The organism is Oxynema mangrovii CENA135, from assembly GCF_016632315.1.
Classification (GTDB): Bacteria; Cyanobacteriota; Cyanobacteriia; order Cyanobacteriales; family Laspinemataceae; genus Oxynema; species Oxynema aestuarii.
In genome coordinates this window covers 770,333-795,655 of the sequence record NZ_JAEOXH010000001.1, presented here as the reverse complement: position 1 = coordinate 795,655, position 25,323 = coordinate 770,333, and the positions used below count along the sequence as shown (strand labels likewise).

The window sequence follows — 25,323 nt, the reverse complement described above, 5'->3', positions numbered from 1 at the left end:
ATCGTATTATGTGTAATGAAAAGAAACGATCGCCCTTTTAATTGATTTAGGTGTGAGGGGGCGATCGCTCTTCCTAATCCTAACCCTACTTACTGCTGCAATCGATCCAGAATTTCCTGGACTTTCTCGACAGCAGCAGGTTGACCTTGTGCTTCAAAGAAGATAGCGGCTTGTTGTAAATCTTGAATTGCTCCCGCCCGATCGCCAATTTGATTCCTAGCCACTCCTCGTTGAGCGTATGCCTCAGCATGTTCCGAGTAGTTGCTAATTGCTATATTGTACTGTTCTATAGCCCCTTGATAATCTTTCTTTTTCAGAAGATCGTTGCCTCGTAAGTAAAACGGGGCTGCTCTCATAAATTCCTCAAAATTACCAAGGTTATTCAAGGATTGTCCTGAATTTGCTTGCTTGCCTTGCTTGGGTAAAGCTGAGACTAATTTAACAGAATGTTCTGATATTGTTTCACCACTGATTCGGCTATTGCTGGCTCGTACCAGTTCGGGAAACAGTACAACGGAGGTGGCAACTGTGGCAGTTGCGAGAAAGAAGCGTGTCAAAAATTTAAAGTTGTGAGAATGAGATGTCATCATTTGCAAGTTCCAGTTTCCAAACAAAAAATAGACGATCTAGATTGAAATATGGGATTGGGCAAGATTGAGATGTAGAGGTTAATCAATTCGATCTTAATGTTCCAAAAGTGTCAATAAAAGCGCTCGCCAATTAATCTTTTCAATAGGCGAGCGCTGCCCGATGCTGCTGGAATCATCAATGTCCTAATTGACTCTAGGATATTGAGGTCTCTAGCGTTGAATTAGGCTTTAGGCGTAATAAGAACTTTCTTGCTCAAAATGACCATCTTGATCGTAATCAGTACGATAACGCGCTTGATCGGCGTACCCATCACTATCATGATCGAACACTTCAACTACCGTGTCATGGTGGCCATCATAATCGGTGTCGGAACTGGCATAAGCGTAATCAACATTGCCATCTCCATTATCATCAAACGCTTCCACTACTGTCTCATAATATCCATCTCCATCGGTATCGTAACGACCATAAGCATAGTCAACTTTTCCGTCACCATTGGTATCTTCATAATACTCATAGTTACCTGGATCTGCCATTGTTTTTCCTCCGAATTCATTTGTTACCAAGCTAACAGTTATATTCCCTAACAGGAAGGTTTATAATTGCGCTTTAGCGCTTTATTACTGGTTCTCAGGGGGGATTATTTCAAATCTTGCGAACCAGTGAGAGGGGAAATTTTTGGTTATGTTTTCATGCTCTCCTCCTGTTCTGTTTATACAGAATAGTCTTCATGTTCAGCATTATTCTCTGAAACATTGTAGTTATTTTGATAAGGATCGCCACCAGAAGCAACAGTATTTACATTTCCGGTATCATCCTGATAGGCAACTACCTCATAGTCAGCGGTTCCATCACCATCAGAATCAACGGAGCCATAAGCGACATCAAAGGAGCCATCATCATCGTAATCGTAACCTTTAATTGTGGTTTCATAATGGCCATCACCATCGCGATCGTAACTAATTTCAGCATAGTCACTATTACCATCGTTGTCATAATCTTTGTAATATTCCTTGCGGTTGCCACTGTAAACCATTGGTTGAATCTCCAAAATTTATCTCGAATTAATCATTGCTTCAATACTTAGCAATGAGTTTCAGGACATCCTGAAATAAATATTCTTTATTTCAGGATTAGCAAAAAGCCTCGATGAGGCTCATCTAACAATCAGTTATAATTGCATTTTTTTGCGAATCTCCATAAACTGGCTTTTTTCTTTTTGCAATTGTTTCTGCTGGTTTTGAGCAGAATCTAAACCTTTTTTCAGTTCAGTCATGTAGCCTCCAACTTTATCGCTAGTAGTTTCCATTAAAGTTTTGAACCGGCGTTCTTCCGCTTCAATTGCCAAATTAATCTGCTGAGATAACTTGTCCGCAATACTTCTCGCTAAAGATTGATAATGTTGGCATAAACCTTTGCGTAAATTCTCGGTAATTTGTTCAATTTTGGCAGTTTCACTTTGTTGTTGGGCGACCTGTTTGCCCAGCATACCCATCCCAGCGCTCATCAGCAGAAATGGCTGTCCCATTGCCAAACCGACAACTCCCATAGCCGCCGATCCCCATAACATTAACTTGTTGCCAGAAGATTGGTCTTGAAAAGAAACTTGATTGTCAAATTCCACAAAGGAATATTGCAAACATTTGTAAACATCAAACTCTGAGTTTGCGGCAAAAGATGAACTGGGCAAGTCGAGACCGGGAATAAAATCAAAGGCGGCATGAGTTTGTTGGAAAATTTCCTGCAAACCCCCATCTCCATAGGTGCCATAAACTCTTTGCCATTCATCTTTTGCCCACTGGCTCATATCTCCGTAGCAAAGACGGTTCATGTGAGTATGAATGGTCTGCGATTTGCTCATTTTGTCAGAATGTAAACGCAGGGAAACCCGATCTTTATCTTGACCGATTTCTTTTTCTCTGCTAACAACAGGTTGCAGTTCGTCGGTAAACTGTTTAATTTTATACAGTAAACTTTCTTTACTGAATCCATCGATTAATGCGGCTTTGGATTTATTTAATTCGACTCGAATTTCTCGGAATGACTTTTCTTTGTTTTCCGCTACTTGCTTGAAGGCTTTTCTGATTTGCCGATCGAGTTCATCAATATCTGTTCCCGGAGGCAAGGCAACTGACAGGTTTTGGCCGGTTTGCAAGGCTGCTTCTTTTTCTGCGTAAGCTCGTTCTAAAATAGCGAGTTGTTGTTTGATTTGACTGCTGACACGCTGAATCAGAATTTCCTCCCGTTTCTCGATCGCAGACTGTTCTAGAAATTGGCGAAACCGATCGCACTCTTGCTGCACATTTGGCGCCAGTTCGGTCATGGGTTCGGGACTGGGATAAAAAGGATGCAAGGGAATCAACGGCAAGGCAACAGCCCCTTGCAAATTTTGGCTTTTTAGCCACTGCTTGAAAGCATCAATATTATTGTTGACTCGTTCCGGTTCGCGAGCGATCGCCGAAACATCAAAAATTGCAATAGTTTTGAACAGTCGTGCTTGAGTTGTTCGCTCAATCAGCCGTTTTTCCGTGTTTGAAAGGGGCGCCGTGGGGTTAATTACCAAACAGAGAATGTCGCAGTCAATTAGTTCTTTATATAATGACTCGTTCGGATCTGATGCTTGATTCCCGGCAGAACCATGAGTGGATTGGGGAGACGCGACATTATATTCTAATTTAAAAATAAGTTCGGCACTGCGATCGGTCGGTTCGGGATAGCCTAATGTAATACGATCGTCCGGCTGCAATTGATAACATCCCTCGATTTTTTCGCCGTTAATGTAAGTGCCATTGGTACTGGTGTCGCAAATTTGCCAGTTACAAAAATTATCTGTTCCTGGAACTGGGACAATTTCCGCATGATGTCCAGAAGCAAAACTATATTGTTGCGGGATTTGAATTTGACAGTCTGGACGACGACCGATTAGTAATTTGCCATTTTTGGGCAGACCATGAGAAATTGGCTGTTCACGATCGCGGTCGGTAAATTGCAGGAGTACGGGCTCCGGAGAAGCTAATTCCGTGCGAGCATATTCTACTGCCTGCATGGGAATTTCCGTGCGTTGAGATTGACCGGGTAAAGTTGTGGTTTGAAATTGATAAAGTGCAGGTAGGGTGGCACTCGATTCTACCATTTTGGCAACTGCATAAGCGAGGGGAGAAGATTGGCTGACAATTTGAAATTTGAGTTTTCCAGTTTTGAGAATTGCACTTAGGCTTCTCAATTTTCCCGCCACGGTTTTAAAGGTGGGATCTTGGCTCCCTGTGGCTGTCACGAATTTGTGCAGTTCTTGGAGAGACTGGAGCAATTTTTCGATTTTACCTGATGATGATTGGGATTTATTTTCAGTGTTAGCCAACATGGTGAATAATTAATAAAATATCAGAGATTAGGTGATCCACCCTAACCCCCCTTAAGAAGGGGAGAACCGGATAGGATTTACACTGTTGTAACCCATGCCATTGTTAATGGATTTCCACTGACGCGGGAATGACAAGTTAAAGGTTAAGATTCGGAACTGACCATACGTTTTAAGGAACGCTTAAGCGGGTGAACTTGCTGGGAAAAGATGGCAGCAGCAATCAGACAAATCAGGCCATTAATTGTTAAAGTTGTCACCACACCAAGGCGATCTGACACAAATCCACTAAATAAATTACCTAATGGAGTCATGCCGATAAAAGCAATGGTAAATAAACTCATAATCCGGCCTCGTTTATCATCTGGTGATAAGATTTGCAGCATCGTATTGCTAGAAGCCACTTGCAAACTTAAGGCTAATCCAATTAAGTACAAGGATATTAACGAAATTAATAAATTTTCTGACTGAGAAAAGATCATCAGACTGAGACCCGCTAGTCCCGTAGATAGGGGAATTATTTTTTCTAAACCTAATATTCTCTTGCGCCATATTAAATAAATGCTGCCGGTGAGCGAACCGAGTCCGGCAAATGAGAGGAGAAACCCCAGAGTTTCAGCATTGCCTTGCAGAATTTCCTTGGCAAAAATTGGCGCTAAAGAAGCATAGGGCATGGCCATAAAACTCACTAAGCCTAGCAATAATAGAATCCAACCCAGGTCGGAAAACTTGACTACATAGGCAAATCCTCGTTGCAATTTTTTCCAAGGTCGATCGACTTTGGGATAATGGTTATTTTTAGCCGACAGTTGAATCAGTAATAAGGCGGCAATGATGAAAAGGTAAGTGAGTCCATCGATTAAGAAACACAAGCCACTGCCCAATTGCGCGATCGCAATTCCCGCCAAAGCAGGGCCAAGTAAGCGACCGGAACTGATAATGAATGAATTAAGGGCGATCGCCTCCCCAATTTCCGGTTTATTCTCGACAATTTCGGCGATAAAAACTTGTCGGGCTGGCACATCAAAAGCTTTAATACAACCTTGGCATAAACTCAGGGCAATCATCCCATAAATATTGATATTACCTGTTAAAGTCAGCACCGCTAAAGATAAGGCGTGCAGCATCGCAAAAGTTTGGGTGATAATTAAAACCCGTTGCCGGTTCCATTGGTCGAGAAATACTCCCGTAAATGGCGCTAAAAGTAAGCTGGCAATATCATCAGTGAATGCCACTAAACCCAGTAACAATGCCGAGTGGGTTAGCTGATAAACTAACCAACCTGCAGCTACTTTGGTCATCCAAGTGCCAATTAGGGAAATGCCTTGTCCGGTAAAAAATAGGCGGCAATTTTTAGAACGTAATACCAGCTTCATCGACCTTATACCTAGCTGAGTTTTTATCAAATTGAGACTTACGCATCGCCTTTATATATGAGGTGATTTGCGAATCACCTCTACATTTTCCCTCGTTCCTACGCTCGGCGTGGGAATGCAACTCTTGAGGCTCTGCCTCCTGTGATTCTTAATGGGAGGCAGAGCCTCAAGAGTTGGCATTTTTAGGCAGATCCTAAAAACGAGGGATATGGATGTCTTAAAAGCTAGAAAATCCTCCTTCAACGGGAACAAAATCGTAGCCAGTTTTCGATTCACTCGCTTCTATAGAAGGCATTTTTTTCACGGTCACCATTTGTATATCGGGAATGACATCATTATTTTTAAATGTAATGATTCCTGATGCTCCGTTAGTTTGAAAATTTGGAGCCACAAGTGCTTTTTGAATACTCTCGCGAGTGGGATTATCACTCTGTTCGATCGCCGCAATAAATGCCCGAGCCGAGTCATAAGACATAGCTGTCACCCAATTGACCGCCCCCCAAAGCTTTCCAGAACTTTGAGAAAATCCTTGAGTATCGGATGGGTCGCGTCGCCAAGCAACTGCCAGCACCATATCTTCTGTATCGCGACCTTTTTTTAAGGTATCCAGGCGATACAAAGTGGCAATGTCTCCTAAAACTTTTAGATCGCCAAACTCATCTGGGGATTGATTTTTAATCCGTAAAACATCCCAGGCATTGTCTAAAGTACTGAGACTAGGTAGTAATAGAATTACCTCGGCACCATTTGCTTTAGCTGTTTGCAAACCGGTATAGGCATTAAAACTCTTTTTTGATATATCGAATTCGCCGACCACTTCCCCTTCATTGAAAAGTTCGCCTTTAAATGCATCTTTCATCTCCCTGGTATAGTCCAATTCCTGATTATAGAAAATGGCCACTTTTCGCCGCTGCCAATTCTTAACCATGTAATCGGCTAATTCATCGGCACCTTTGGCAATATTCGCTCGGTTCATCCGAAACAAATAAGGGTTGCTGCCATCGGTGAGTTCGTCCACAACACTAATCGGGGTAATTAATACCAAGTTGCCTTGTTGATAAATTGGCGCTACCTCCTCGGTGACTCCGGTGATATGGTGTCCCATGACGCCGATAATATTAGAATCGTCGACCAAATTTTCAGCGACTTCTGTCGCTTTTTCCTTGTTATCGTAGTCGTTGACGATCGCCAGTTTTAGCGGCACGCCATTAATGCCACCGTTTTCATTCACTTCTTTTTGGGCTTGGGCAAATCCGCGCAACATTTCTAGGGCTCGGCCTGGATCTTTACCATCTTTAATCGGCACAACGGCAGCCAGGGTGTAAGATTTTTTATCCCCAATCTCGGCATTATTGAGATAAATCAGAGTTTCGGGGGCATTTCGCCTAATAGTAAGAGCTTGGTTAAAATTTTTGTAAGCGGTGACGTAATCTTTTTTCGCCATTGCCGCGACTCCAGATTCTTTTAATTCCTGGAATTTTTGGTTATCTAAGCCTTCGTTAGGAATTAAAATGCGATCGCCCGAACTGATTAATTCATTGTCAGACTGAACCTCCGAGTTAACCGTAGAATTAGAAACCGCCTGATTAGAATCCCCTGAAGAACTCATCAGCGATCGCACACCACCACCCACTAGAGCTAATGCCAGAATTCCTGCAACTGCTAAACCGATCGGCTTTAGGGGCAGTGGTTTTGATGCAGTCTTAGATGCTGTAGTTGCTTGTGTGGGCTGCTGTGTGGGCTGTGCTGCGGGGGCCACTTCCGTACCCGCAACAGGTGCGGGTGGAGGTGTGGTCACGGGCAACTGAGTGGCAACGGCGGTGGGAACCACGGTGGGCTGATAGTTGTTTTCAGGGGGACTTGCGGTTAGAGACTCCAGTGCTTGCAAGGCTGCGGTGGCACTTTCGTAGCGATCGCGCCAGTTTTGACGCAACATCTTAGTTAAAAATTCAATGAGTCCCGGGCTAACATTGGTTACTTTGTCTTGCCAGTGAATTTCATCGGTATTTGGATCGCTATAACTTAATCGCAAATCAAAAGCATTGATTCCGGTTAATGCTTGGATGGCAATCATACCCAGAGCATACAGATCGCTATTCAAACGGGGACGACCTGCCGCTTGTTCTGGGGGGCGATATCCCTCAGTGCCGATAGAAACCGTCCAACCAAATGCCCCAGAGTTTGTCATCATTTGGCCGCGCACTTGCTTGACGGCGCCAAAGTCCACCAGGACTAATTTATTATCTCGTTTGCGGCGAATAATATTATCCGGTTTAATATCCCGGTGGATGACATTTTTGCCGTGGACAAATTCCAAGATCGTTAAAATATCCTTGAGTAAAGCAATTGCTTGAGTTTCCGACCAAGGCTGACCTTGAATCAGTTCAGAACTTAGGGGATGGCCATCAATAAATTCTTGCACCAAGTAGAATTCTTGCTCTTCTTCAAAATAAGCCAGTAGCCGAGGAATTTGGTCGTGGTTCCCGAGAACTTCCAGGGTTTCCGCTTCTTTCTCAAAAAATTTATGAGCCATGTCCCAACGATTGTCCCGTGAAGCATCGGACAAAGTTGGGTCATCTACTCCCTGGGGTTGAAGTTGTTTGATCACGCATTTCGGTTTACTCGGTTGTTTCAGATCTTGGGCAATATAAGTGCGGCCAAAACCACCGGCACCGAGAATTTGTAAAACTTTATAACGTTGGTCGAGTAGTTGGTCGATCATGTTTATTGGAATAGTGAGAGTAGATTAAAATGAAAGCCAAGAATTAAACTAGGTATTTATTGGTAAAGTGTGTTAGTCGGCGCTGAGATTTTTGCGAACTACAAATAATCTGGGATGGCGCCGATGTAACGCAGCAAATTAACCCTGATAAAACATCAATAATTATTCCGGTTTTGATACTCCTTTAATGTTGTCTAAGGGGCCGACGTAGTTGGGGTTGAGCAGCGCATCCTTAAATTCTTTGAGTGCTGCGTCCGCTTCTCCTATGCTGATTCGATCTACAGAACCGAGGGTGACAATCAATTGTCCACTATCACAATTTCGAGCTGTTGCTGCGTTTTCATCGGTGGCAATACATAAAACGCGATAGCCGTTGATGACCCCATAAGTAACTTTATCGATTTGAGCCTGATTTAAAAGACCGTCTGTTTCATAAGATTCAAGTCGGTTGGAAACATAAGTACAGCGATCGTCTGGCTGATATTGCCGTCCAAATTCTCTCGACTGCCACTCAATTAGGGGTTGACTTCGACGCATAGTTTGTCGGCTCGCGTCATTGCAGAAATAAGTCGGGCCAGTTGCAATCTCTCGATTTGGATCGGGGGTGAATTCTTGTTCTGGAGCGCTCCCTTCAGAGGAGACAGTTGATGCTTGATTATTTGAGTTAGAGGAGCCGCTTGATTGTTCATCTCTTCCGAATGTATTCCCTCCCCAAGCTATATTTACGTTGAGCTGTTTCTCTTCATTTAAGTCCTCAATTAATGTACCACAAATGCTTTCCTCGCAGTTACTGGCCGCTTGCTGTAAAGTGGCTTCTGCTGCTGCGGTATTTCCTAAGTTAGCCTGGACTTTTGCCAAATCGTAGAGAGCGTAGGGATTATTAGGAGCCAATTCCACTGCTTTGTTTGCCTGTTCTAATGCTGCTGCGTCATAAGCGAAGTCATCGTAACCGACCATTGCAAAATAAGTATACTTGTCAGCGATTTTACGGCGAATAACAGAGTTTTCCGGCAAGCTAGTGATGAGACGATTCCAATATTCCCGCCCTTCTTCACGGCGGCCATTTTGGATCAGAAATTGGCCGATTTCTAAGTAAACATCAGCATTATCGTCACTATTGGCAATGTTGACGGCTTCGTCCCAGAGTTCTTCTGCTTTCTGTGTGTTTCCCCAACGGTATAGAGTATTGCCTAACCAGACATAAGCTAAAGGTTCGCCTCCTCCTTGAATTATCTTGCTGGCTGCTTCCCAATCACTTTCTTTTTTGCTACTGTTTCCTAGGAGTTGGTGTACGATGCCGCGAAATACTAAAACCCGGGCACGGACTCTGGAAGGATTATTACCAATAATCTCTAATGCCTGGTCATATTGAGCCAGTGCTTTTTCCGCTTCTTCCCGGCATTCTGGGATACATCCGGCTCCAGCAGAAGCATTTAATGCTGTCATCGCCTTTTTCCAATGTTGAGCCGCTTGCTCAAGATAAGTATCTATAGACTGAGAAGAATTTTCAGCGATATTGTCATTACCTGAGTCGCTAGGTGGAAGACTTGCTTGTATTGACATTGAACTTGAACCGATTGTTAACCCGATTTTCTCAAGGTTGTCGAATAAAGTATTCCTGTCTTTAGGTCTTCGATCTGAACCTGGTAGTTGATCGGTAAAAGTGTTAATGGGAATTCCCCCTGAAACAGTTTGGCCAATAATATTTTCAGAACTTGGGCCACCTGCATTTTGCTCATCTGCGCTGCCTTGACCATGAACTCCTATAAGCCGTCCTTGCTCATCAAATACTGGTCCACCACTAACTCCCTTTGCTGTCTCAGCATTATATCCCATAACATAGCCGCGCCTTGTTTCTTCTGCTGTACCTAAGTAGTCATAATCTTCGTGTGGATTAATTATTCCTAGGTTGTGCCATAATACAGGTTGACCTTTTTTTACTTCATCGTTAGGCCAACCTGTCACTCTTACAAGTTGTTCTTGCTGTTCTCGAATCTCATAACTGACTCCTTCTGGTAAAGGAGCCAAGGTAGCAACTGGATATTCTACATCACTTTCAAATGTTGCCACAGCTAAATCAAGACCATATCTTTCATCCGAGTTAAAGCGCGTAACGTTTTCTGCTGTTACTTCATATCTTTTCTCGTCATGGGTTATGAGTTCTACCTTCTTGTCTTTTAATTGTTTATCTTCAAAAATATATGTATTTATACCAAAATTATGAGCGACTGTTAATATAGTGTACTTGTAAATTTTTTGGTTGCCATTTTCTCTAGCAATAAGTGTTCCCGAACCGCTAGCTATTGCACATCGGTTGTCAGGTCCAGGAAAATACCTTCTAACTTCAACTCTTACGGTTAACTGATGTGCAGATTCAGGTATGCCTGACGTATTTATCGATCGGGCTTCATCACACTCATTTTCATTCGCTAAAACCCTCACGGCTGCAAACGGACTGGCAACCCAAGCAGAGACCGTGACCATTCCCAGGAGAAAATGAGATAAAAATTTAATCTGAGAAAATCTGAATAACATTGTCAATTCCTTAACTGAAATTACCAACCTGGAGTTTCCATTTCACGACGAGTGGGAACTGGAGACCGAGGAGAAACATCAGAGTTCGCCGAACCGCGCCCCTGAACTTGCTCAAATCGGCTAATCGGAATCGCCCAACTCAACGCTTCCATGTCTCGAAACCATGCCACTGATGGACGACTGCCATCTTCAAATACAAACGCATCCATCCCATTCAAGGGATATTTCGATCGCCCATTAATCCCCACCAACCGACCATATCGGTCTAAAACCGGCCCGCCACTCATCCCGGTTTCAATATCGTTCGTGTAGCCCAACCCATAGCCGCGTTCTAGGGGACGATTCAACAACATCCCCACTTCACCCGTAGTCAATCGATAGGCATCCCACCCCCAGTCGCTAGTATCTTCCACTCGATTTGGGTTCGTCCCATGCCACTTGGGAAATCCGGCCACATAAACCGGATCGCCCACAGAGAGAGACTGAGACTCAGCTATTTCCACCACTTGATAACGGCGAGAACTGGTAAATTGAACCAATCCCAGATCCACAGAGCCAAACTCGTCAGCCGGTAAAGACTGCGCTGAGTGGGTTAACCCATCGGCAGTTAGCACCTGAAACTGACTTGCCGAAGCACTATCGTAGTTGTAGGACAAACAATGCTGGCAAGTTAAAACTGTATACGTGTTTCCGCGACGGGCGATTAGCACTCCCGAACTCACTCCTGGATTACCGATCACTCGCACTGTCACCTGTCGAGCAATTTCTGGCACCGATTGACTGACCGAAGATTGATTGAGGGCTTGTGGTTTATTGACCAGCCGAACTTTTGGAGCGACTTGTGCTGAAGTTACTGACATCTGTCGATCGGGGATGGAGTTGAGAACCCAAAATAGAAAGAAACTCGCCACCGAGCCAGCAATTATGAATAACTTCCACAATTGTAAATGGATTAACCCAAGCATCACAGGCAGTTTTTCCTCATGGCGATTCGGAACTCGTAGGTTGGGTCTAGCGTCCACGAAACCCAACCAGAGACTTTTCCTGGATTCTCGTTTTCACGGGAACCACAGATGATTGTTCCAGAACTTACGCATTATCTCTATATATGGTAGGGGTGATTCGCGAATCACCCCTACATTTGGGGTTAGGTATTAAAAGAAAGCGTAAACTCTGATGGTTTTATCAGATTTCTGATGTTGGGTTTTAATTTGTTCGACCCAACCTACAAAAACTGGATTTCAGAATTTCAGTCGGTTTTAACCGACCCCCGCCTATAGCCTTCGGCATGGGTTTCGGCTAACACGGGGGCAGGCTTAGGCTATTAGCCAGGAAATTAATTCCCTGACGGTCGCTGTCACCAAAACCGAATTTTGCATAACTCCTTACCACCCTTGGAAATCGTCTTCCTCTTGATAAGAACCAGAACCAGAAGAATTTAATTCGGGTTCGAGCATACCCCCCAGATCGACATAAACTTGTTCGCCACCAGATTCATAAACTGGAGGAACATTACTATATCCTTGTGAAAATGCTCCAATTTGCTGCACAATTCCTGCCGCCCGACGTGCATTTTCTGGTCTTAAGGTGAATAGCATATTCTCCGACGTACAAACATCACCATAATATCGGGCGACGCAAAGAACCGTAGAACCATTTACCTTTCCATGTGTTAGCTGTAAACCTTGTAAGCTTCCGCCATAAAAGCTTACTACGTCGTTGAATCTTTGCGTAACGTCATTACAGCGCCTTTCGGGAGGATATTCCGATCCAAAATAGTTAGTCCGCCACACTAGTAAAGGAGGTGATTGCTTGTTTCCTCGCGTGGCAAACGTTGCTGGATATGTGTACCCAGATCGCTCGTCGTAATAACTACGACAAACAAACCGGGTACTATTAGAACCACTTGAGTATTGCTTCATCGATGCTGAGGTGGACTCAGCAACAGCCGCTAAAGGTAGCGCCGCAGATAGGGCAAAAGTTGCCAGCAACGTTTTAACAGCTAAATTCAACTTCATTAAGATTCTCCGCGATAATTTGGGTTCAGAAAAACAAACATAAACTTGAGGCAGAGCTTCATATTGGGACATTTCCAGGCAGAGCCTAGAAACGAAGGACACCCTCACTGAATCTCAGTGAAACTACGGATAAATTTCTCTCCTACCGGAAGAAAAAACCAATCGTCAAATCGGACAAACTGAGCTGAGTTCAAGTCCCGGAACAGTGAACCGGGCATTGGGTAGATCCGTCAATAAATATTTCACTAAACCCCCTGGGGTTGTTGCGTGCTTCAAGGCACCCTCGATTCACTTTTAAACTTGTTGAACCCAATGTTAGGTAATATAAATCTGCCTTGTCAACTGCCCTAACTTGCAATATTTTGAGACGGTTTGCGACACTTTGCGACACTTCACGCGAACTTTATCAACAAATTGAAACCACTACCTCACCCGATCGCCGATGTGACCCCATGATTCGGCAACAATTAGGATATAACCTCGATCTAAACTGAGGTGATATCCTCGATCTGGCAAAGGGTTCAACCCCCGATCGCCTCGAATCGCCTCGAATCGCCTCTCGCTAGTCTCTCGCCAAGAAAATTTAAGCTAATGTCGCCCGATGTCGGGAAATATCGCAAAAATTAATTTTGTAAAGATTAATTAAAGGAAAAAAATAGTGATTTTTATTTCGATCGAAAATATTTAGTAAGCCTCGGTTATGTATTTGAATTGCAATTTTATCCTAAGATTGGACAGCTTGAGCAAAGAATCTAAAGATTTTATTAATGCAATTTAGACGTTCAGTCTTGTCGGAGTTTCGTGAATCTATTCTCGGAGTAACAAAAGTAGGGTGACCAAATATTTGCCCACCCTACCCGTGACAACAGTAATGAAGTAGAGTAGGCAACTCTTTCCCCGCCCTACAGCATTTTTCTCTGCTCTGCAAGACATTTAGATCCCCCTAAATCCCCCTTAAAAAGGGGGACTTTCCTCGTTCCCCTCGAAATCCCCCCAACCATCCCCCCAACCCCCCTTTGAAAGGGGGGCGAAGGGGGGATAGGGGGATCGGCACTGTACCTCATCAGACGCCCGAGTGCTGTATTATTCACTATTGCTCAGCCGTTCCCCCGCCCCACCGATTCGGTAGCCTCCCCCCTTCCCGTAAGATGGAGAATGTTTAACTCGCGAGGAGGTAACCCGAATAGTGGCTCAGCCAAAAACTGCACGAGAGACGACTCGCCCCCTTGCCAGAACTCCCCTGTACGAGGAAGCTGTCGAACTCAACGCCCGGATGACGGCGTTCTCGGGATGGGAAATGCCCGTGCAATTTTCTGGGATTGCGGACGAACACCACGCCGTTCGCAATGCTGCGGGAATGTTCGATATTTCCCACATGGGTAAATTTGCATTGAAAGGCGAACAGACGATCGCCCAACTGCAATTACTGGTGCCGTCCGATCTCAGTCGTTTGGAAGCCGGACAGGCACAATATACAGTCCTACTCAACGCCCAAGGCGGGATTCTCGACGATATCATCGTCTATCACCAAGGAACGGACGAATCCGGCCAAATTCGGGTGATGGCGATCGTCAATGCGGCGACCCGATCGCGCGATAAAGCCTGGTTGACCGCCCAACTCGAAAGCGCCGAGATCGAATTCCAAGACCTCTCTAAAGAAAAAGCCCTGCTGGCAGTTCAAGGGCCCAAAGCAGTGGAATACCTGCAAAAACTGGTAGAAGCGGATTTGTCCGCCATTCCTGCGTTCGGTCACGTAGAAGCCGCGATCTGTGGCGAAACGGGCTTTTTAGCGCGCACGGGATACACTGGAGAAGATGGCTTCGAGGTGATGGTCTCGCCGGAAACTGCGGTCAAAGTGTGGCGATCGCTCCTCGAATTTGGGGTCCGTCCCTGCGGTTTGGGCTGTCGCGATACCCTCCGGTTAGAAGCGGCAATGGCCCTCTACGGTCAAGATATTACCACCACCACGACCCCCCTAGAAGCGGGCTTGAAATGGTTGGTTCACTTGGACTCCAAAGGCGAATTCATCGGGCGCGACGTCCTCGAACGGCAACGGGAATACGGACTCAAACGGCGCTTGGTCGGCTTGGAAATGGAAGGGCGCCGGATCGCGCGTCACGGTTATCCCGTGGTCTTTGAGGGCCAAACCGTGGGTGAGGTCACCAGTGGCACTTGGTCGCCGACCTTGGAACGGGCGATCGCCCTGGCTTACGTTCCGGTCGAGTTGGCGAAAGTCGGTCAGGACATCGAAGTAGAAATTCGCGGCAAAACCTATCCGGGAAAAGTCGTTAAAAAACCGTTTTATCGTTCTCCCCACAAAGGCAAATAACCGCCACGGGCGATCGGTGGTGGCGCGATCGCCCACCTTCGGTCTGCCCCCTTCCTTTTCTAAACTTTTTTCCTATTTTTATCCCTCAGATCGCAGACTATTATGGGGGTAAACACGGGCATTCTTCCCATATTTTAAATCAATGGCTCAGGGCTATGAGTAACTATTTAGCGATCGCCACCGTGACGGCGACTTTACAAAGAACGTTACAAGCTGCCGTGCAGCTCGATGTCGATGGGGCGCGGGTGACCACCGTGCGACCGAGTAGCTTGGGCAACGGCACCCCGGAACACGGCGTCAACGTCTTTCTCTATCAAGTCGTTACCAATCCCGCTTTAAACAATATGGACTCGACCCGATTGCGGATGAAAGGAACCCAAGCCCAACGACAATCGGCCCTCGATTTATATTACATGATGAGCTTTTATGGCAATGATGCCGAATTAGAACCGCAACGACTTTTAGGTAGTGTCATTCGCACATTTAGCGATTTTCCAATTCTCGATTCCAATCTGATTCGCGAAACCTTAGCCGACTCGACCTTTGGTTTTCTGAGCGAGTCTAACTTAGAATATCAAATCCAACAAATTAACGTGATGCCGTTGGATTTAAACTTAGAAGATTTATCAAAAGTTTGGTCGGTCTTTTTCCAAACGCCATACGTTTTATCGATGGCCTATAAAGTGTTAGTGGTGACGATCGAGGGGGACAAACCCAACCAACGATCGCTCCCGGTACGCGGGCGCAATTTTGGCCGTCTCGGTCCCTTTTTAACCCAACCGACTCTCGAAAGGGTGATGCCGGAGGGCGGGCCGTTCCAGCCAATTTTGCTCGACAGTACCTTAATCATTCGGGGCAAACATCTCGCCCACGAGGGGGCGCGGGTTCGCTTTGCGGATTTGGAAGTGATTCCGTCGGAGGTCAGCGATCTCGAAATCAAGGTGCCTCTGTCGGATCTGCCGCGCGATCGCATTCGGGCGGGAGTCCATACCCTGCAAGTGCTTCACCCGATCGCCCAGTCTGCCCAACCCCCGAGGAACGGCAATGGAGCCACCCCCGGGCGGCGATCGGGAAATAACGGTCGGGCGATCGCCGAGTTGAGCCGAGAACGGGATACGCTGCCGATGGTACAGTCCAATGCCTTGCCCTTCGTCCTGCGTCCGCGCGTCGTGGAGGTCGAGGTCGAGGAGATCGAAGGGCGCGGCAACGAACCGCGTAATGCCCGTGTTGGGGTGACGGTTAACGTGACGGTGGCGCCCGCCCAGCAAGTCGTGTTATCCATGAATGAATGGTCTGTGGAGAACCCGAAAAGTTATCAATTCGAGTCGTTAGTTCACCGGGAGGACACGAGTCGGTTGTTATTTTCACTCTACGATGTCAAACCTGGGGAATATTTAATCCGGATTTATATTGATGGGGCGGAAAGTCAACTTGCGATCGATGACGATCCGGAGAGTCCCACGTTTAATTGGTATGTCGGGCCGAAGGTGGCGATCGCCTAATCGGCTGGAGGGAGAACCGATCGAAATCAATTTAACAATTTAAGAATCTAAAATCTAACAATCTAACAGTCTAAAATTATGGAAGATTTCGTCAAAAGACAACTCGATCGCGAAATCGAAATGCTCAGTTATAACCAGCTTACCGAACTGGGCAATCGCGCCGTCGCCTTGGGATTGATTCTCGGTCACGGTTATCGCGGGGGAAAATACGAAATTCTGATGCGCGATCGCGACCTGTTGCTGTCGCCGGAAGAAGCCCAACCCTATTTAGAACAACTTCTCAAACAGAACGGAGGCTAAATGGTTTCGATCGATGCACCCGCTACTCCGGATTGGTATCGAGCCAATCACCGCTACTTAATGGCGGCGATCGCCCGGGTGCGCCACGGTTTGAACCGTCGGATCGAACAGCAGGAAAACGCGCAACAGGTCGGCGATCCAGACGCGATCGCCCTCCCTGAGTTGGAGGCGATCGAACCCCCTGCCGCCTTAGATCGTCTCGCGCAACTGTTCGACCTGTCGGCTTTCGAGCGCGATTTACTGATACTTTGTGCTGGTTTAGAATTTGACGGAAGCTGGGGATCTTTGTGCGCTCGCGCTCAAGGGGATTCACATAAAATATATCCGACGTTTAGTTTGGCGCTGGCGGTCTTGCCGGAGGCGAACTGGGCGGCGCTGACTCCGGCGGCACCGTTGCGGCGTTGGCGGCTGGTCGAAATCGGTGCGGGTCACGCCCTGACGGCGAGTCCGTTACGAATTGACGAGCGTATTCTGCACTACCTCGCCGGGATCGAGCAGGGAGAGGAACGGTTGGTAGGAATTGCCCAAGAGTTACCGTCTGCCGGGGCTTTGGTGCCGTCTCATCAAGAGATTGCCCGTCAGATGGCGATCGCCTGGATGAGTGCATCTCAGGAAGGGCGGCGCTTGCCGATTTTGCAGTTGTGCGGTGCGGACAGTTCGACGAAGCGGGCGATCGCCGTCCGCACGGGTGAGGATTTGGGGTTGAAGTCGCACGCGATCGCGGCGGAGGCGTTGCCGAACGAGATGACGCAGTTAAACTTAATTCGCTGTTTGTGCGAGCGAGAATGGTTGCTCGGCGATCGCGCCTTAACGATCGAGTGCGATCGTGTCGATCTCCAGGAATGGACCAAGGAAGGGGCGATCGCCCGCTTTATCGAAGCCTTAGACTGTCCGGTCATCCTCAGCAGTCGCGATCGCTTCTGCGGTCTCAACGCACCGTTAATGAGCTTCGACATTTACCCGCCCAGTTACGACGAGCAGCGCGTCCTCTGGCGGACCGTCTTAGGCGAAACCCTGCCCGAACCCAACGGAGGGATCGAACATCTGATCTCTCACTTTACCCTGACCTCCGATGGGATTCAATCCGCCTATTTGAAAGCGCGCAGCCTCGATCGCCACTCCGGCGAGGACGACGGCGATCGTGGCGATCGGTTTCAACAGCAATTGTGGCAGGTCTGCCGGGTGCAAGCCCGTCCCCGACTCGACGAACTCGCCCAACGGATCGACTCGGCAGCCACTTGGGACGACCTGATCCTCCCGGACAAAGAACGGAAAGTGCTACGGGAGATCGCGGCTCACGTGCGACAGCGTGCCAAAGTATACGAAACCTGGGGATTTGCCAGCAAAAGCAGACGCGGACTCGGGATCGGCGCCCTATTTGCGGGAGCGAGTGGTACGGGAAAGACGATGGCGGCGGAAGTGCTAGCGGGAGAATTAAAGTTAGATGTCTATCGCATCGACCTCAGTAGTGTGGTCAGCAAGTATATTGGCGAAACCGAGAAGAATTTACGGCGGGTGTTCGACGCGGCGGAAGGTGGCGGCGCGATCTTGTTATTTGACGAAGCCGATGCCTTATTCGGCAAGCGATCGGAAGTGAAAGACTCTCACGATCGCCACGCCAACATCGAAGTCAGTTACTTATTGCAACGCATGGAAGCGTATCGAGGCTTAGCCATTTTAACCACGAATTTGAAAAGTTCTCTCGACCAAGCTTTTTTGCGTCGTCTGCGTTTTGTCGTTCAATTTCCCTTTCCCGATGCCAACCAACGGGCTGAAATTTGGCAGCGTATTTTTCCGAGAGAAACGCCCACAGAAGGACTCGATTTTGTCAAATTATCCCGCTTGAGTGTCGCCGGGGGAAACATTCGTAATATTGCACTCAATGCCGCTTTTCTGGCGGCGGAAGCCAACGAACCCGTCGGAATGCAGCATCTTTTACAGGCGGCAAAAAGTGAATATACGAAAATGGAAAGACCGCTTACCGATGTAGAAGTTAAGGGGTGGGTTTAGAGGGGTACTCCGTTCGACGACTCCGTTAAAATACTCAATACTTCTGCATCTATTGTTATTCGACTGTTATTCGACTTATGGCGAATGGCGCAACCCAAAAATTAATGAGATAATTGGGTTAGACCCCGATCTATAGTTTTTGAGGCGGAGCGATGAAAACCCGAGCGCACGAAATCCAAAAAAAATCGCGATCGCAACAGTCCGCGACCAATATTTCCACTCAATTGCAATCGCGTCCTTTTGCCGTTCAAACCCAGTCTTCTCCCGAGTCAGAAGAGGAGCATTCCCCAGATCGAGGCGATCGCGTCGAACCATTATCTCACAATTTAAGTGAGATCGCGATCGTGCCTTCCGCGACCCACACCGCTCCCATCCAAACGAAATTAACCGTCGGCCCCCCCAACGACCAATACGAACAAGAAGCCGACCGCGTCGCCGCTCAAGTCGTCAATCAAATTAGTAACGCCAATTCAGCCAGCGCCACCCAACGCAAACCCATTCAACGTCAATCTCCCCGTCCTGGAATGGGTGAAGAAGAGACAAAAGGTCCCATCCCCGGAGCGGCGGAAGAAGATGAAATTCAACCTAAATCTTTAGTTCAACGTCAATCTCCCCGCCCCGGAATGGGTGAAGAAGAGACAAAAGGTCCCATCCCCGGAGCGTCGGAAGAGGATGAAATTCAACCTAAATCTTTAGTTCAACGTCGCACCAATGCCAAAGGAACGGCGGATGAAAACATCGAACAATCTATCGAGCAAACACGGGGAAGCGGACAACCCCTAGAAGACAACGTACGCGCTCCGATGGAAAACGCTTTTGGTGCTAATTTCGGTGGCGTTCGGATTCATAATAACGCCCAGTCGGACAATTTGAATAAATCTTTACAGGCTCGCGCTTTTACGACCGGACAAGATATTCATTTCAGTCAAGGGGCTTACAATCCCAATAGTAAAAGCGGTCAAGAATTACTCGCCCACGAGTTAACCCACGTGGTTCAACAAAGTGGTGGAGCGCTGCAAACGAAAGGAGAAGAGGGGGCAAAAGTTTCCAGAAAAAAGTGAATAATCTAGCGCAAACTTCTCTCCAACAAATTCAACGAGTTCCGGTCGATTTGAATGCCGGACAAAAACGAGTTTTGGTGAGTCAAGATGCGCCGGGAAGTATTCAGGAAGCGCTAGATCTTCCCTTCTGGAAAGAGCTGTATTATGCCTGGGGATTAATCAATCATATTGAAGAGGAAATCTCCTTCCGCATGAAAGTCGAACGCTTCGAGCAAGCCCCCTCGTTTGGCTTTGGCAAACATATTTACAACCAACATATTAAAGGAGGGAATGCGCCCCAGCAAATTAACGTCCCGGCTCAGCTTGTTAACGATCTTCAAGGAATTTTCGAGCCTATTACTCCAGGAGGTTGGGTCAAAGGGGTGGTGGTCAGTTCGGATACCTTTGATGCGGCGATCGCCGAATTAAATAATCAGACGGCTTACGCCCAATTCCAACAAGAAATTACCCAGCAAATTGCTCAAGTTCGGCAAGAGTACGCCCAAAAACAACAGCATCAAATCATTCTCAACAATCAACGACAGGCGCAAATCGATCGCACCAACCAACTCAATGAAACCTTGACGGAGTTAGGATTGCAATAACTCGTGTTGGAGGGGCGATCGGCCTAATTGAAGGATAGATTAGAGACGCGGGCGATCGCGTCTCTAAGCCTTTTCAGGTTCCGTTGATTTTTGTCATAATTTTAATTGCCGACCTACCTGAGAGACCCGTGACGGCGTATTTTAAAACCCGTTAAATTCCCGGAATTTCAGACAATTCCGATTCAAATTCTTCAACTTGGAAACCCGTTGCTGCCTTCCATTCTTCTAGGGTAAAATCGTATCCCAACTCCCGGGCGAGGCTGACAAAAGCTTCCAAATCTGGAGCCGCATTTACTTGAGCTTTTAACATGGGATTGGTTTGCGCCTCGCGGAAGAGGCGGACGACTTCTTCTTGTGCCATTGAATTTCTCCACCTGAGTTAGAATAATGCTACTCTAGCAATACGCGCGATCGCGCAAAATCGTTAAAAATTTCAATATTTTTTAATAAAATCTCCCGGTCAAATCGTCTCTACTAGAAACAGAGGCTGCGACGAGAACTTATTGCTTAAAATACCGATGAATTATGGCTAAAAAATCATTCAAAGACTTGGCCAAAACCGCACGCCAAAAAGAAGTCAGTCGGGCGGTTGGGTTTGTTGGCTTTGTTAAAAGCAGTGTATTGATGCGGGCGGTCAACCTCATTCCCACGAGAATGCGGTGGATGGTTCCTTTTTTGAGTGAATATCTCAAAGAGATTCCCACTCCTAGTGTAGAAGAAATTAAAGGGAAAGTGAGCGATCGCCTCAAAGGGAAACCGGGCGTTGAAACAGATCGCGAACAACTGCCCCCAGAGTTGCAAGAAACGGCGGGATTATATATTCCGCAACAAGTCAAACTTTACTACCAACATTATCGATGCGAACGGGGCAATCCGTTAGAGTGTCCGTGGACTCAAAAAACCCTCGACGAACAACCGAAAGCGAAATATTGTCTTCGCTGTGGATTTCCCGCCTTGTTAGCCCCAGAAACGCAAATTCGCGGGAGTCGTGGGGTTTATGAAATTGAAAATTTCGTGCGATCGCGAGGAATGGGGCGGATTTATCGGGCGATTCGTTTGAGCGATCGTCAAGCGGTAGCGATTAAAGAATATTTGTTACCGAAACAGTATTTTAATCGCCTTGAAGAACGCCAAACCAAAGAAATGTTTATGCGGTTGGCGGGATTGAGTTTAGCCGATGGTAGAGTCCAAGATTTTCGCCTCGTCGATCCGATCGAGGCGATCGCCGATCCGAACGAAGAACGCTGTTATTTAGTCACTCCCGCCCATCTCGACACGGCCCCCACTCTCGCCACTTATCTCGCCGAAACCGGGCCATTAACGAACGCCCAAGTTTGGCAAATTCTCGATCGCATCTTACAGAGTTTGGAGTTTCTCCACACGCAAAAATTTCGTCTACGTTCCGGCTTAATTCGAGAAGGGTTGACCCACGGAAATATAAACTTAGATAGTTTAATTATTCTACCCGACTGGCAGGGATTTTTGATCTATTTATGCGATTTAGCCTTGTGGGAATATCGGTTTATTCCCCCTGCCTCTCAAATCCCGACTTCTTCCCCCCAAAAAGATTTAGCCGATCTCGGTAAAGTCGCCTTTTATTTATTAGCAGGACAGACGATCGATCCGGAAACCAACGAACATTTAGATCCGAAAATCGAGCGAAATTGGCCGACGGATGTCACTCCGGAATTAAAACAGTTTATCGAACGGGCGATCGGCGTCAATGCTGTTGCTTTCCCCAATGCAGAAGCCGCACGAATTGCATTATTAAAAATTCCTTTTCAACGGGGGATTATCTCTACACAAGTGCGAGAAAAGATTGAAGTCGTTGAAGAGATAAGCGCCGAAAAAGAAGCCCAGAAAGGCGATCGTCAATGGCAAAAAAGGCTACCTTTTTTAATTTTAGGAACGGCGGGACTTCTATTACTATTTCTATTGATTTGGGTGGCGATCGCCCGCAGCAAACAAAAAAACATTGAAGAAAAAAATGGCGTTATTTGCTGCATTGAGGAAGTGGCAGGAGTTCCCGACGGGAATTTTACTTATACCGGAGAAAAACAAGGAAACTGGAGCTATATTTTAACTCAAGAAAACTTAATTCAGAAAGGCAAAACTTTAGCCGAAAGTTTGGCAGAAGACAAACCGAAGTTTGAATTAAATTACCGACCGAAAGAATCTATTTCGCAAGCGATCGGCGCGATTCAATCGAAACAAGTCGATTTTGGAATCATGAGTTTGCCGAGTTTAGAAAAATTTGCAAAAGACAGTCTTTATACAGAATTAGGATATCAAACGATCGCCTACGATGGTTTAGTTGTTTTTGTTAGTTTTAGTTATGCGCGCCGCGATCGCAGTATTCCAGCAGCCCTCAACGGAAGTTTGACGATCGAACAACTTCAAAAATTATATACGGGAAAAATCAAAAATTGGCAGGAACTCGGCGGACCGAATTTACCCGTCCGACTCTACATTCCCGCAGATGGAGAGGCGATCGAGATTTTTAAACAGCGTGTTTTGCCAGAAGAATCGGCACAAATTTCCTTCGATCGCCTACGCCAATCCCAGCAAGATTCGACGAGTTTTACGATCGAAGAACCGCAGTTTTTACAGTTGCCTACTTTTGGGATTTTACGATCCATTATCCGAGATTTTGAGCGTGAAGAAATCGGGAGTATAGGATTTGGGACATTGAGTAAAATTTTTGGTCAATGCTCGATTTATCCCTTAGCGATTTTGCAAGGAGATCGGGTGCCAATCTCGCCATTAGTTGAAGCAGATAATAAAGGAATTACACCAGAAACCGACTTATGCAACAACAAAGGAAGTTATCGTTATAATGTTAATGCGTTTGTTCGAGGTCAGTATCCGTTAGCCTATCCGGTTGTCGTCGTTTACCCGAGGGATAACAGTCGGGTACCTGCCGGACAGAAATTTGCCGAAATGCTGTCTACAGTGGAAGCACAACGGTTGTTAAGTCAGACGGGATTGATTCCCGTGCAACCCTTACCGGAATAAGGGCTGAAACTTAGACGTTTGGCTAATGACGATCGCCCGCAGCGCAGTTTAAACTGGTAAGTAGAATGGGGGCTTTTATGAGCGATCGCCGCATCCGGTCTGCAGAAATATCGGGATTGAAGGGAAGAGAACGGCAAGCTTTTCTTCCCCCCATTGCCGCAGTCAGCGATCCCGCAGGATATGCAAGTTCGAGTTTAGTGTTCGACAGTCGTTTAGGCGATCGCCAAACTGAAATGCGGCTGAAGAAATTAGCAGGTCAAATCCTCCAAGATCCGATGTTAATGCAGGAGTTGGGCGATCGGGTTTGGGAGATGATGGCAGAAGAATTGAGACGCGATCGCGAACGCCGAGGTGAATATGGGAGGAGGTGGTAATGGCTAAGAGTAAAAATCGACAATATAATCATGCAAACTTCGTTACAGACAATCGATTTTATGTAGAAATAGATAGCGCGATCGCCGCTTCCTTTAGTGAATGTTCGGGATTGAGTATCCAAGTCGATAAAGAAACATTTTTTGAAGGAGGAGTCAACGACCAACAACGGATTTTGCTCAAGCAAGCAAAATTTGATGATATCACTCTCAAAAGAGGGATTACGAACGATTTAACCTTTTGGGAATGGATGAATCAAATCTTATCAACTGGGGCAAAAGAACGACGCAACATCAACATTTTAGTATTCAATCAAGCCGGGGAAACCATGCAACGATGGACCTTAATCGGGGCCGTACCCGTCGGATGGAAAACCCCCTCATTGCAAGCGAGTGGAAATTCCGTGGCGATCGAAGAATTGACCCTCGCTTATGAAGGATTGAAAGTTGTCGCCAACCCCTCCGGAAGTGGAGGCGCCACCAAAGTTCAACGAGATTCCCTAGGCTATTTCTCCGGAAGTTAAACCATGTCCGAACCCACCGCCAATCCGCGAGAAAACCTCCCCGCAATAGAGGGAGAAACTCGCCAGTCCGAAAGACCATTAGGACTGCATCGAGGCTTACACTGTCCGTCTCCTTTGGGACAGAGTTTTTTGCAACCAAAATTTCTCTCTCCCTTGGGGGGGAGAACGATGGCGGGAACCTCAGATTTTTCCAATTTTTATCCTAGAGAAACCGAATCGAACTTGTGGGAATCGTGGCAAAATGAGGAAGGATTAGCGCCAAATTCACCAATAGAAACTCCTGAAGATTCCGGGTTAAACTCAGCATCTTTATCCCCCGTACAAAGACAAACCCAAACAACAACCGACTCCCCCACCTCCTCCCCAGAAAATCCTCAATCGTTCCGCCAACACCAGCAATCCTTTCCCCAACCGTCTATCCCCGATCCTAACTTGATTCAACGCGATCGCCTTGAAGGCGGCGCGATCGGGTCAGAAACACCCCAAAACATCGAACAAACCTCGTTTAACACTCCCCGTCTAGATTCCCCTACTCCATCAGGCGAATACAACCCTTTAATAAGACAAAAAGAAACCGATTCATACCCTTCATACACCCAAAAAAATCAACTCATTCCCCAGGAAAGTAGCGAATCTAAATTTCCTCTAAAAACAGAGAGCTTTCAAAAACAAAATTTAGAAAATATTACTTTTTCGCCAACCAGCAAAGCCATTCAACTTATCACTGATTCCAACATAGTTCAAAAACAACTTTCTGAAGTTCCTCCCAAGTCAGATCTCCCGAGAGAAACTACATCGACCTCGCAAGCGGAAACCATTCAACGAGAAACGCCAGAAGTTGTTTTAAATTGGGATATTTCGGAAGACACTGCATCAGTGACTGAAGCGGAAACGGTTCAAAGACAAACCGACGCAACTGTTGCAACTTCCGATATCTCCCAAGAAACTGAATCAGTGACTGAAGCGGTTGCGGTTCAAAGACAAAGCGATGACACAGTTCCCAGTTCGGATATCGCGGAAACAACTG

The 25,323-nt window shown here is 46.5% G+C and carries 20 protein-coding genes; 10 read left to right on the top strand and 10 right to left on the bottom strand.

What is annotated here, in order from left to right; genetic code table 11:
- Nucleotides 1–89: 89 nt before the first annotated feature.
- The 9 genes from JJD41_RS03140 to JJD41_RS03100 all read right to left on the bottom strand — a co-directional run bounded on the left by JJD41_RS03140 (nucleotide 90) and on the right by JJD41_RS03100 (nucleotide 12,600).
- Nucleotides 90–590: a tetratricopeptide repeat protein gene (locus tag JJD41_RS03140; protein WP_234488488.1), complete on the bottom strand. Its 501-nt coding sequence runs from the start codon at nucleotides 588–590 to the stop codon at nucleotides 90–92.
- 228 nt (nucleotides 591–818) lie between these two features.
- Nucleotides 819–1,127 (bottom strand): hypothetical protein, encoded by a 309-nt coding sequence (locus tag JJD41_RS03135; RefSeq protein ID WP_200664673.1) that lies wholly within the window; start codon nucleotides 1,125–1,127, stop codon nucleotides 819–821.
- Nucleotides 1,128–1,303: 176 nt separating this feature from the next.
- On the bottom strand, nucleotides 1,304–1,627 hold the full coding sequence (locus JJD41_RS03130) for a hypothetical protein (RefSeq protein ID WP_234488487.1): 324 nt from the start codon (nucleotides 1,625–1,627) through the stop codon (nucleotides 1,304–1,306).
- 135 nt (nucleotides 1,628–1,762) lie between these two features.
- Nucleotides 1,763–3,898 carry an FHA domain-containing protein gene (locus JJD41_RS03125; protein ID WP_234488486.1) on the bottom strand — a complete coding sequence of 712 codons (2,136 nt, stop codon included), beginning with the start codon at nucleotides 3,896–3,898 and terminating at the stop codon, nucleotides 1,763–1,765.
- A gap of 197 nt (nucleotides 3,899–4,095) precedes the next feature.
- Entirely contained in the window at nucleotides 4,096–5,325 is a 1,230-nt protein-coding gene (locus tag JJD41_RS03120) for an MFS transporter (protein WP_200664670.1), read from the bottom strand.
- Nucleotides 5,326–5,542: 217 nt separating this feature from the next.
- Nucleotides 5,543–8,047 carry a bifunctional serine/threonine-protein kinase/ABC transporter substrate-binding protein gene (locus JJD41_RS03115; RefSeq protein WP_200664669.1) on the bottom strand — a complete coding sequence of 835 codons (2,505 nt, stop codon included), beginning with the start codon at nucleotides 8,045–8,047 and terminating at the stop codon, nucleotides 5,543–5,545.
- A 162-nt stretch (nucleotides 8,048–8,209) separates the two neighbouring features.
- Complete coding sequence (locus tag JJD41_RS03110) at nucleotides 8,210–10,582, bottom strand: COP23 domain-containing protein (RefSeq protein WP_200664668.1); 2,373 nt, start codon at nucleotides 10,580–10,582, stop codon at nucleotides 8,210–8,212.
- A 20-nt stretch (nucleotides 10,583–10,602) separates the two neighbouring features.
- A complete protein-coding gene (locus JJD41_RS03105) occupies nucleotides 10,603–11,442 on the bottom strand; it encodes a S1 family peptidase (protein WP_200664667.1) in 840 nt (279 codons plus the stop codon).
- 525 nt (nucleotides 11,443–11,967) lie between these two features.
- Nucleotides 11,968–12,600 carry a COP23 domain-containing protein gene (locus tag JJD41_RS03100; protein ID WP_200664666.1) on the bottom strand — a complete coding sequence of 211 codons (633 nt, stop codon included), beginning with the start codon at nucleotides 12,598–12,600 and terminating at the stop codon, nucleotides 11,968–11,970.
- A gap of 1,186 nt (nucleotides 12,601–13,786) precedes the next feature.
- Here JJD41_RS03100 and gcvT point away from each other — a divergent pair.
- The 6 genes from gcvT to JJD41_RS03070 all read left to right on the top strand — a co-directional run bounded on the left by gcvT (nucleotide 13,787) and on the right by JJD41_RS03070 (nucleotide 20,386).
- A complete protein-coding gene (gcvT, locus tag JJD41_RS03095; RefSeq protein ID WP_200664665.1) occupies nucleotides 13,787–14,929 on the top strand; it encodes a glycine cleavage system aminomethyltransferase GcvT in 1,143 nt (380 codons plus the stop codon).
- 155 nt (nucleotides 14,930–15,084) lie between these two features.
- The gene (locus tag JJD41_RS03090; RefSeq protein WP_200664664.1) at nucleotides 15,085–16,431 is read left to right on the top strand and encodes a DUF4255 domain-containing protein; all 1,347 of its coding nucleotides are present in this window, start codon (nucleotides 15,085–15,087) and stop codon (nucleotides 16,429–16,431) included.
- Nucleotides 16,432–16,509: 78 nt separating this feature from the next.
- A complete protein-coding gene (locus JJD41_RS03085; protein WP_234488485.1) occupies nucleotides 16,510–16,731 on the top strand; it encodes a hypothetical protein in 222 nt (73 codons plus the stop codon).
- Nucleotides 16,732–18,741 carry an ATP-binding protein gene (locus JJD41_RS03080; RefSeq protein ID WP_200664663.1) on the top strand — a complete coding sequence of 670 codons (2,010 nt, stop codon included), beginning with the start codon at nucleotides 16,732–16,734 and terminating at the stop codon, nucleotides 18,739–18,741. It abuts the gene before it with no gap.
- A gap of 152 nt (nucleotides 18,742–18,893) precedes the next feature.
- On the top strand, nucleotides 18,894–19,802 hold the full coding sequence (locus tag JJD41_RS03075; protein ID WP_200664662.1) for an eCIS core domain-containing protein: 909 nt from the start codon (nucleotides 18,894–18,896) through the stop codon (nucleotides 19,800–19,802).
- On the top strand, nucleotides 19,799–20,386 hold the full coding sequence (locus JJD41_RS03070) for a regulator of G-protein signaling domain-containing protein (protein WP_200664661.1): 588 nt from the start codon (nucleotides 19,799–19,801) through the stop codon (nucleotides 20,384–20,386). The genes JJD41_RS03075 and JJD41_RS03070 overlap by 4 nt, the downstream gene beginning before the upstream one ends.
- A 151-nt stretch (nucleotides 20,387–20,537) precedes the next feature.
- Here JJD41_RS03070 and JJD41_RS03065 read toward each other — a convergent pair whose 3' ends face one another.
- Nucleotides 20,538–20,747 carry a Nif11-like leader peptide family natural product precursor gene (locus tag JJD41_RS03065; protein ID WP_168568589.1) on the bottom strand — a complete coding sequence of 70 codons (210 nt, stop codon included), beginning with the start codon at nucleotides 20,745–20,747 and terminating at the stop codon, nucleotides 20,538–20,540.
- A 164-nt stretch (nucleotides 20,748–20,911) separates the two neighbouring features.
- Between JJD41_RS03065 and JJD41_RS03060 the strand changes: the two genes are divergently transcribed.
- The 4 genes from JJD41_RS03060 to JJD41_RS03045 all read left to right on the top strand — a co-directional run.
- Nucleotides 20,912–23,401, top strand: coding sequence for a substrate-binding domain-containing protein (locus tag JJD41_RS03060; protein WP_200664660.1), 2,490 nt, complete (start codon nucleotides 20,912–20,914; stop codon nucleotides 23,399–23,401).
- 65 nt (nucleotides 23,402–23,466) lie between these two features.
- The gene (locus JJD41_RS03055; protein WP_200664659.1) at nucleotides 23,467–23,775 is read left to right on the top strand and encodes a hypothetical protein; all 309 of its coding nucleotides are present in this window, start codon (nucleotides 23,467–23,469) and stop codon (nucleotides 23,773–23,775) included.
- Nucleotides 23,775–24,296, top strand: coding sequence for a phage tail protein (locus JJD41_RS03050; protein ID WP_200664658.1), 522 nt, complete (start codon nucleotides 23,775–23,777; stop codon nucleotides 24,294–24,296). The genes JJD41_RS03055 and JJD41_RS03050 overlap by 1 nt, the downstream gene beginning before the upstream one ends.
- Before the next feature lie 432 nt (nucleotides 24,297–24,728).
- On the top strand, nucleotides 24,729–25,323 hold a 595-nt coding region (locus tag JJD41_RS03045), incomplete at its 3' end, for a hypothetical protein (RefSeq protein ID WP_200664657.1).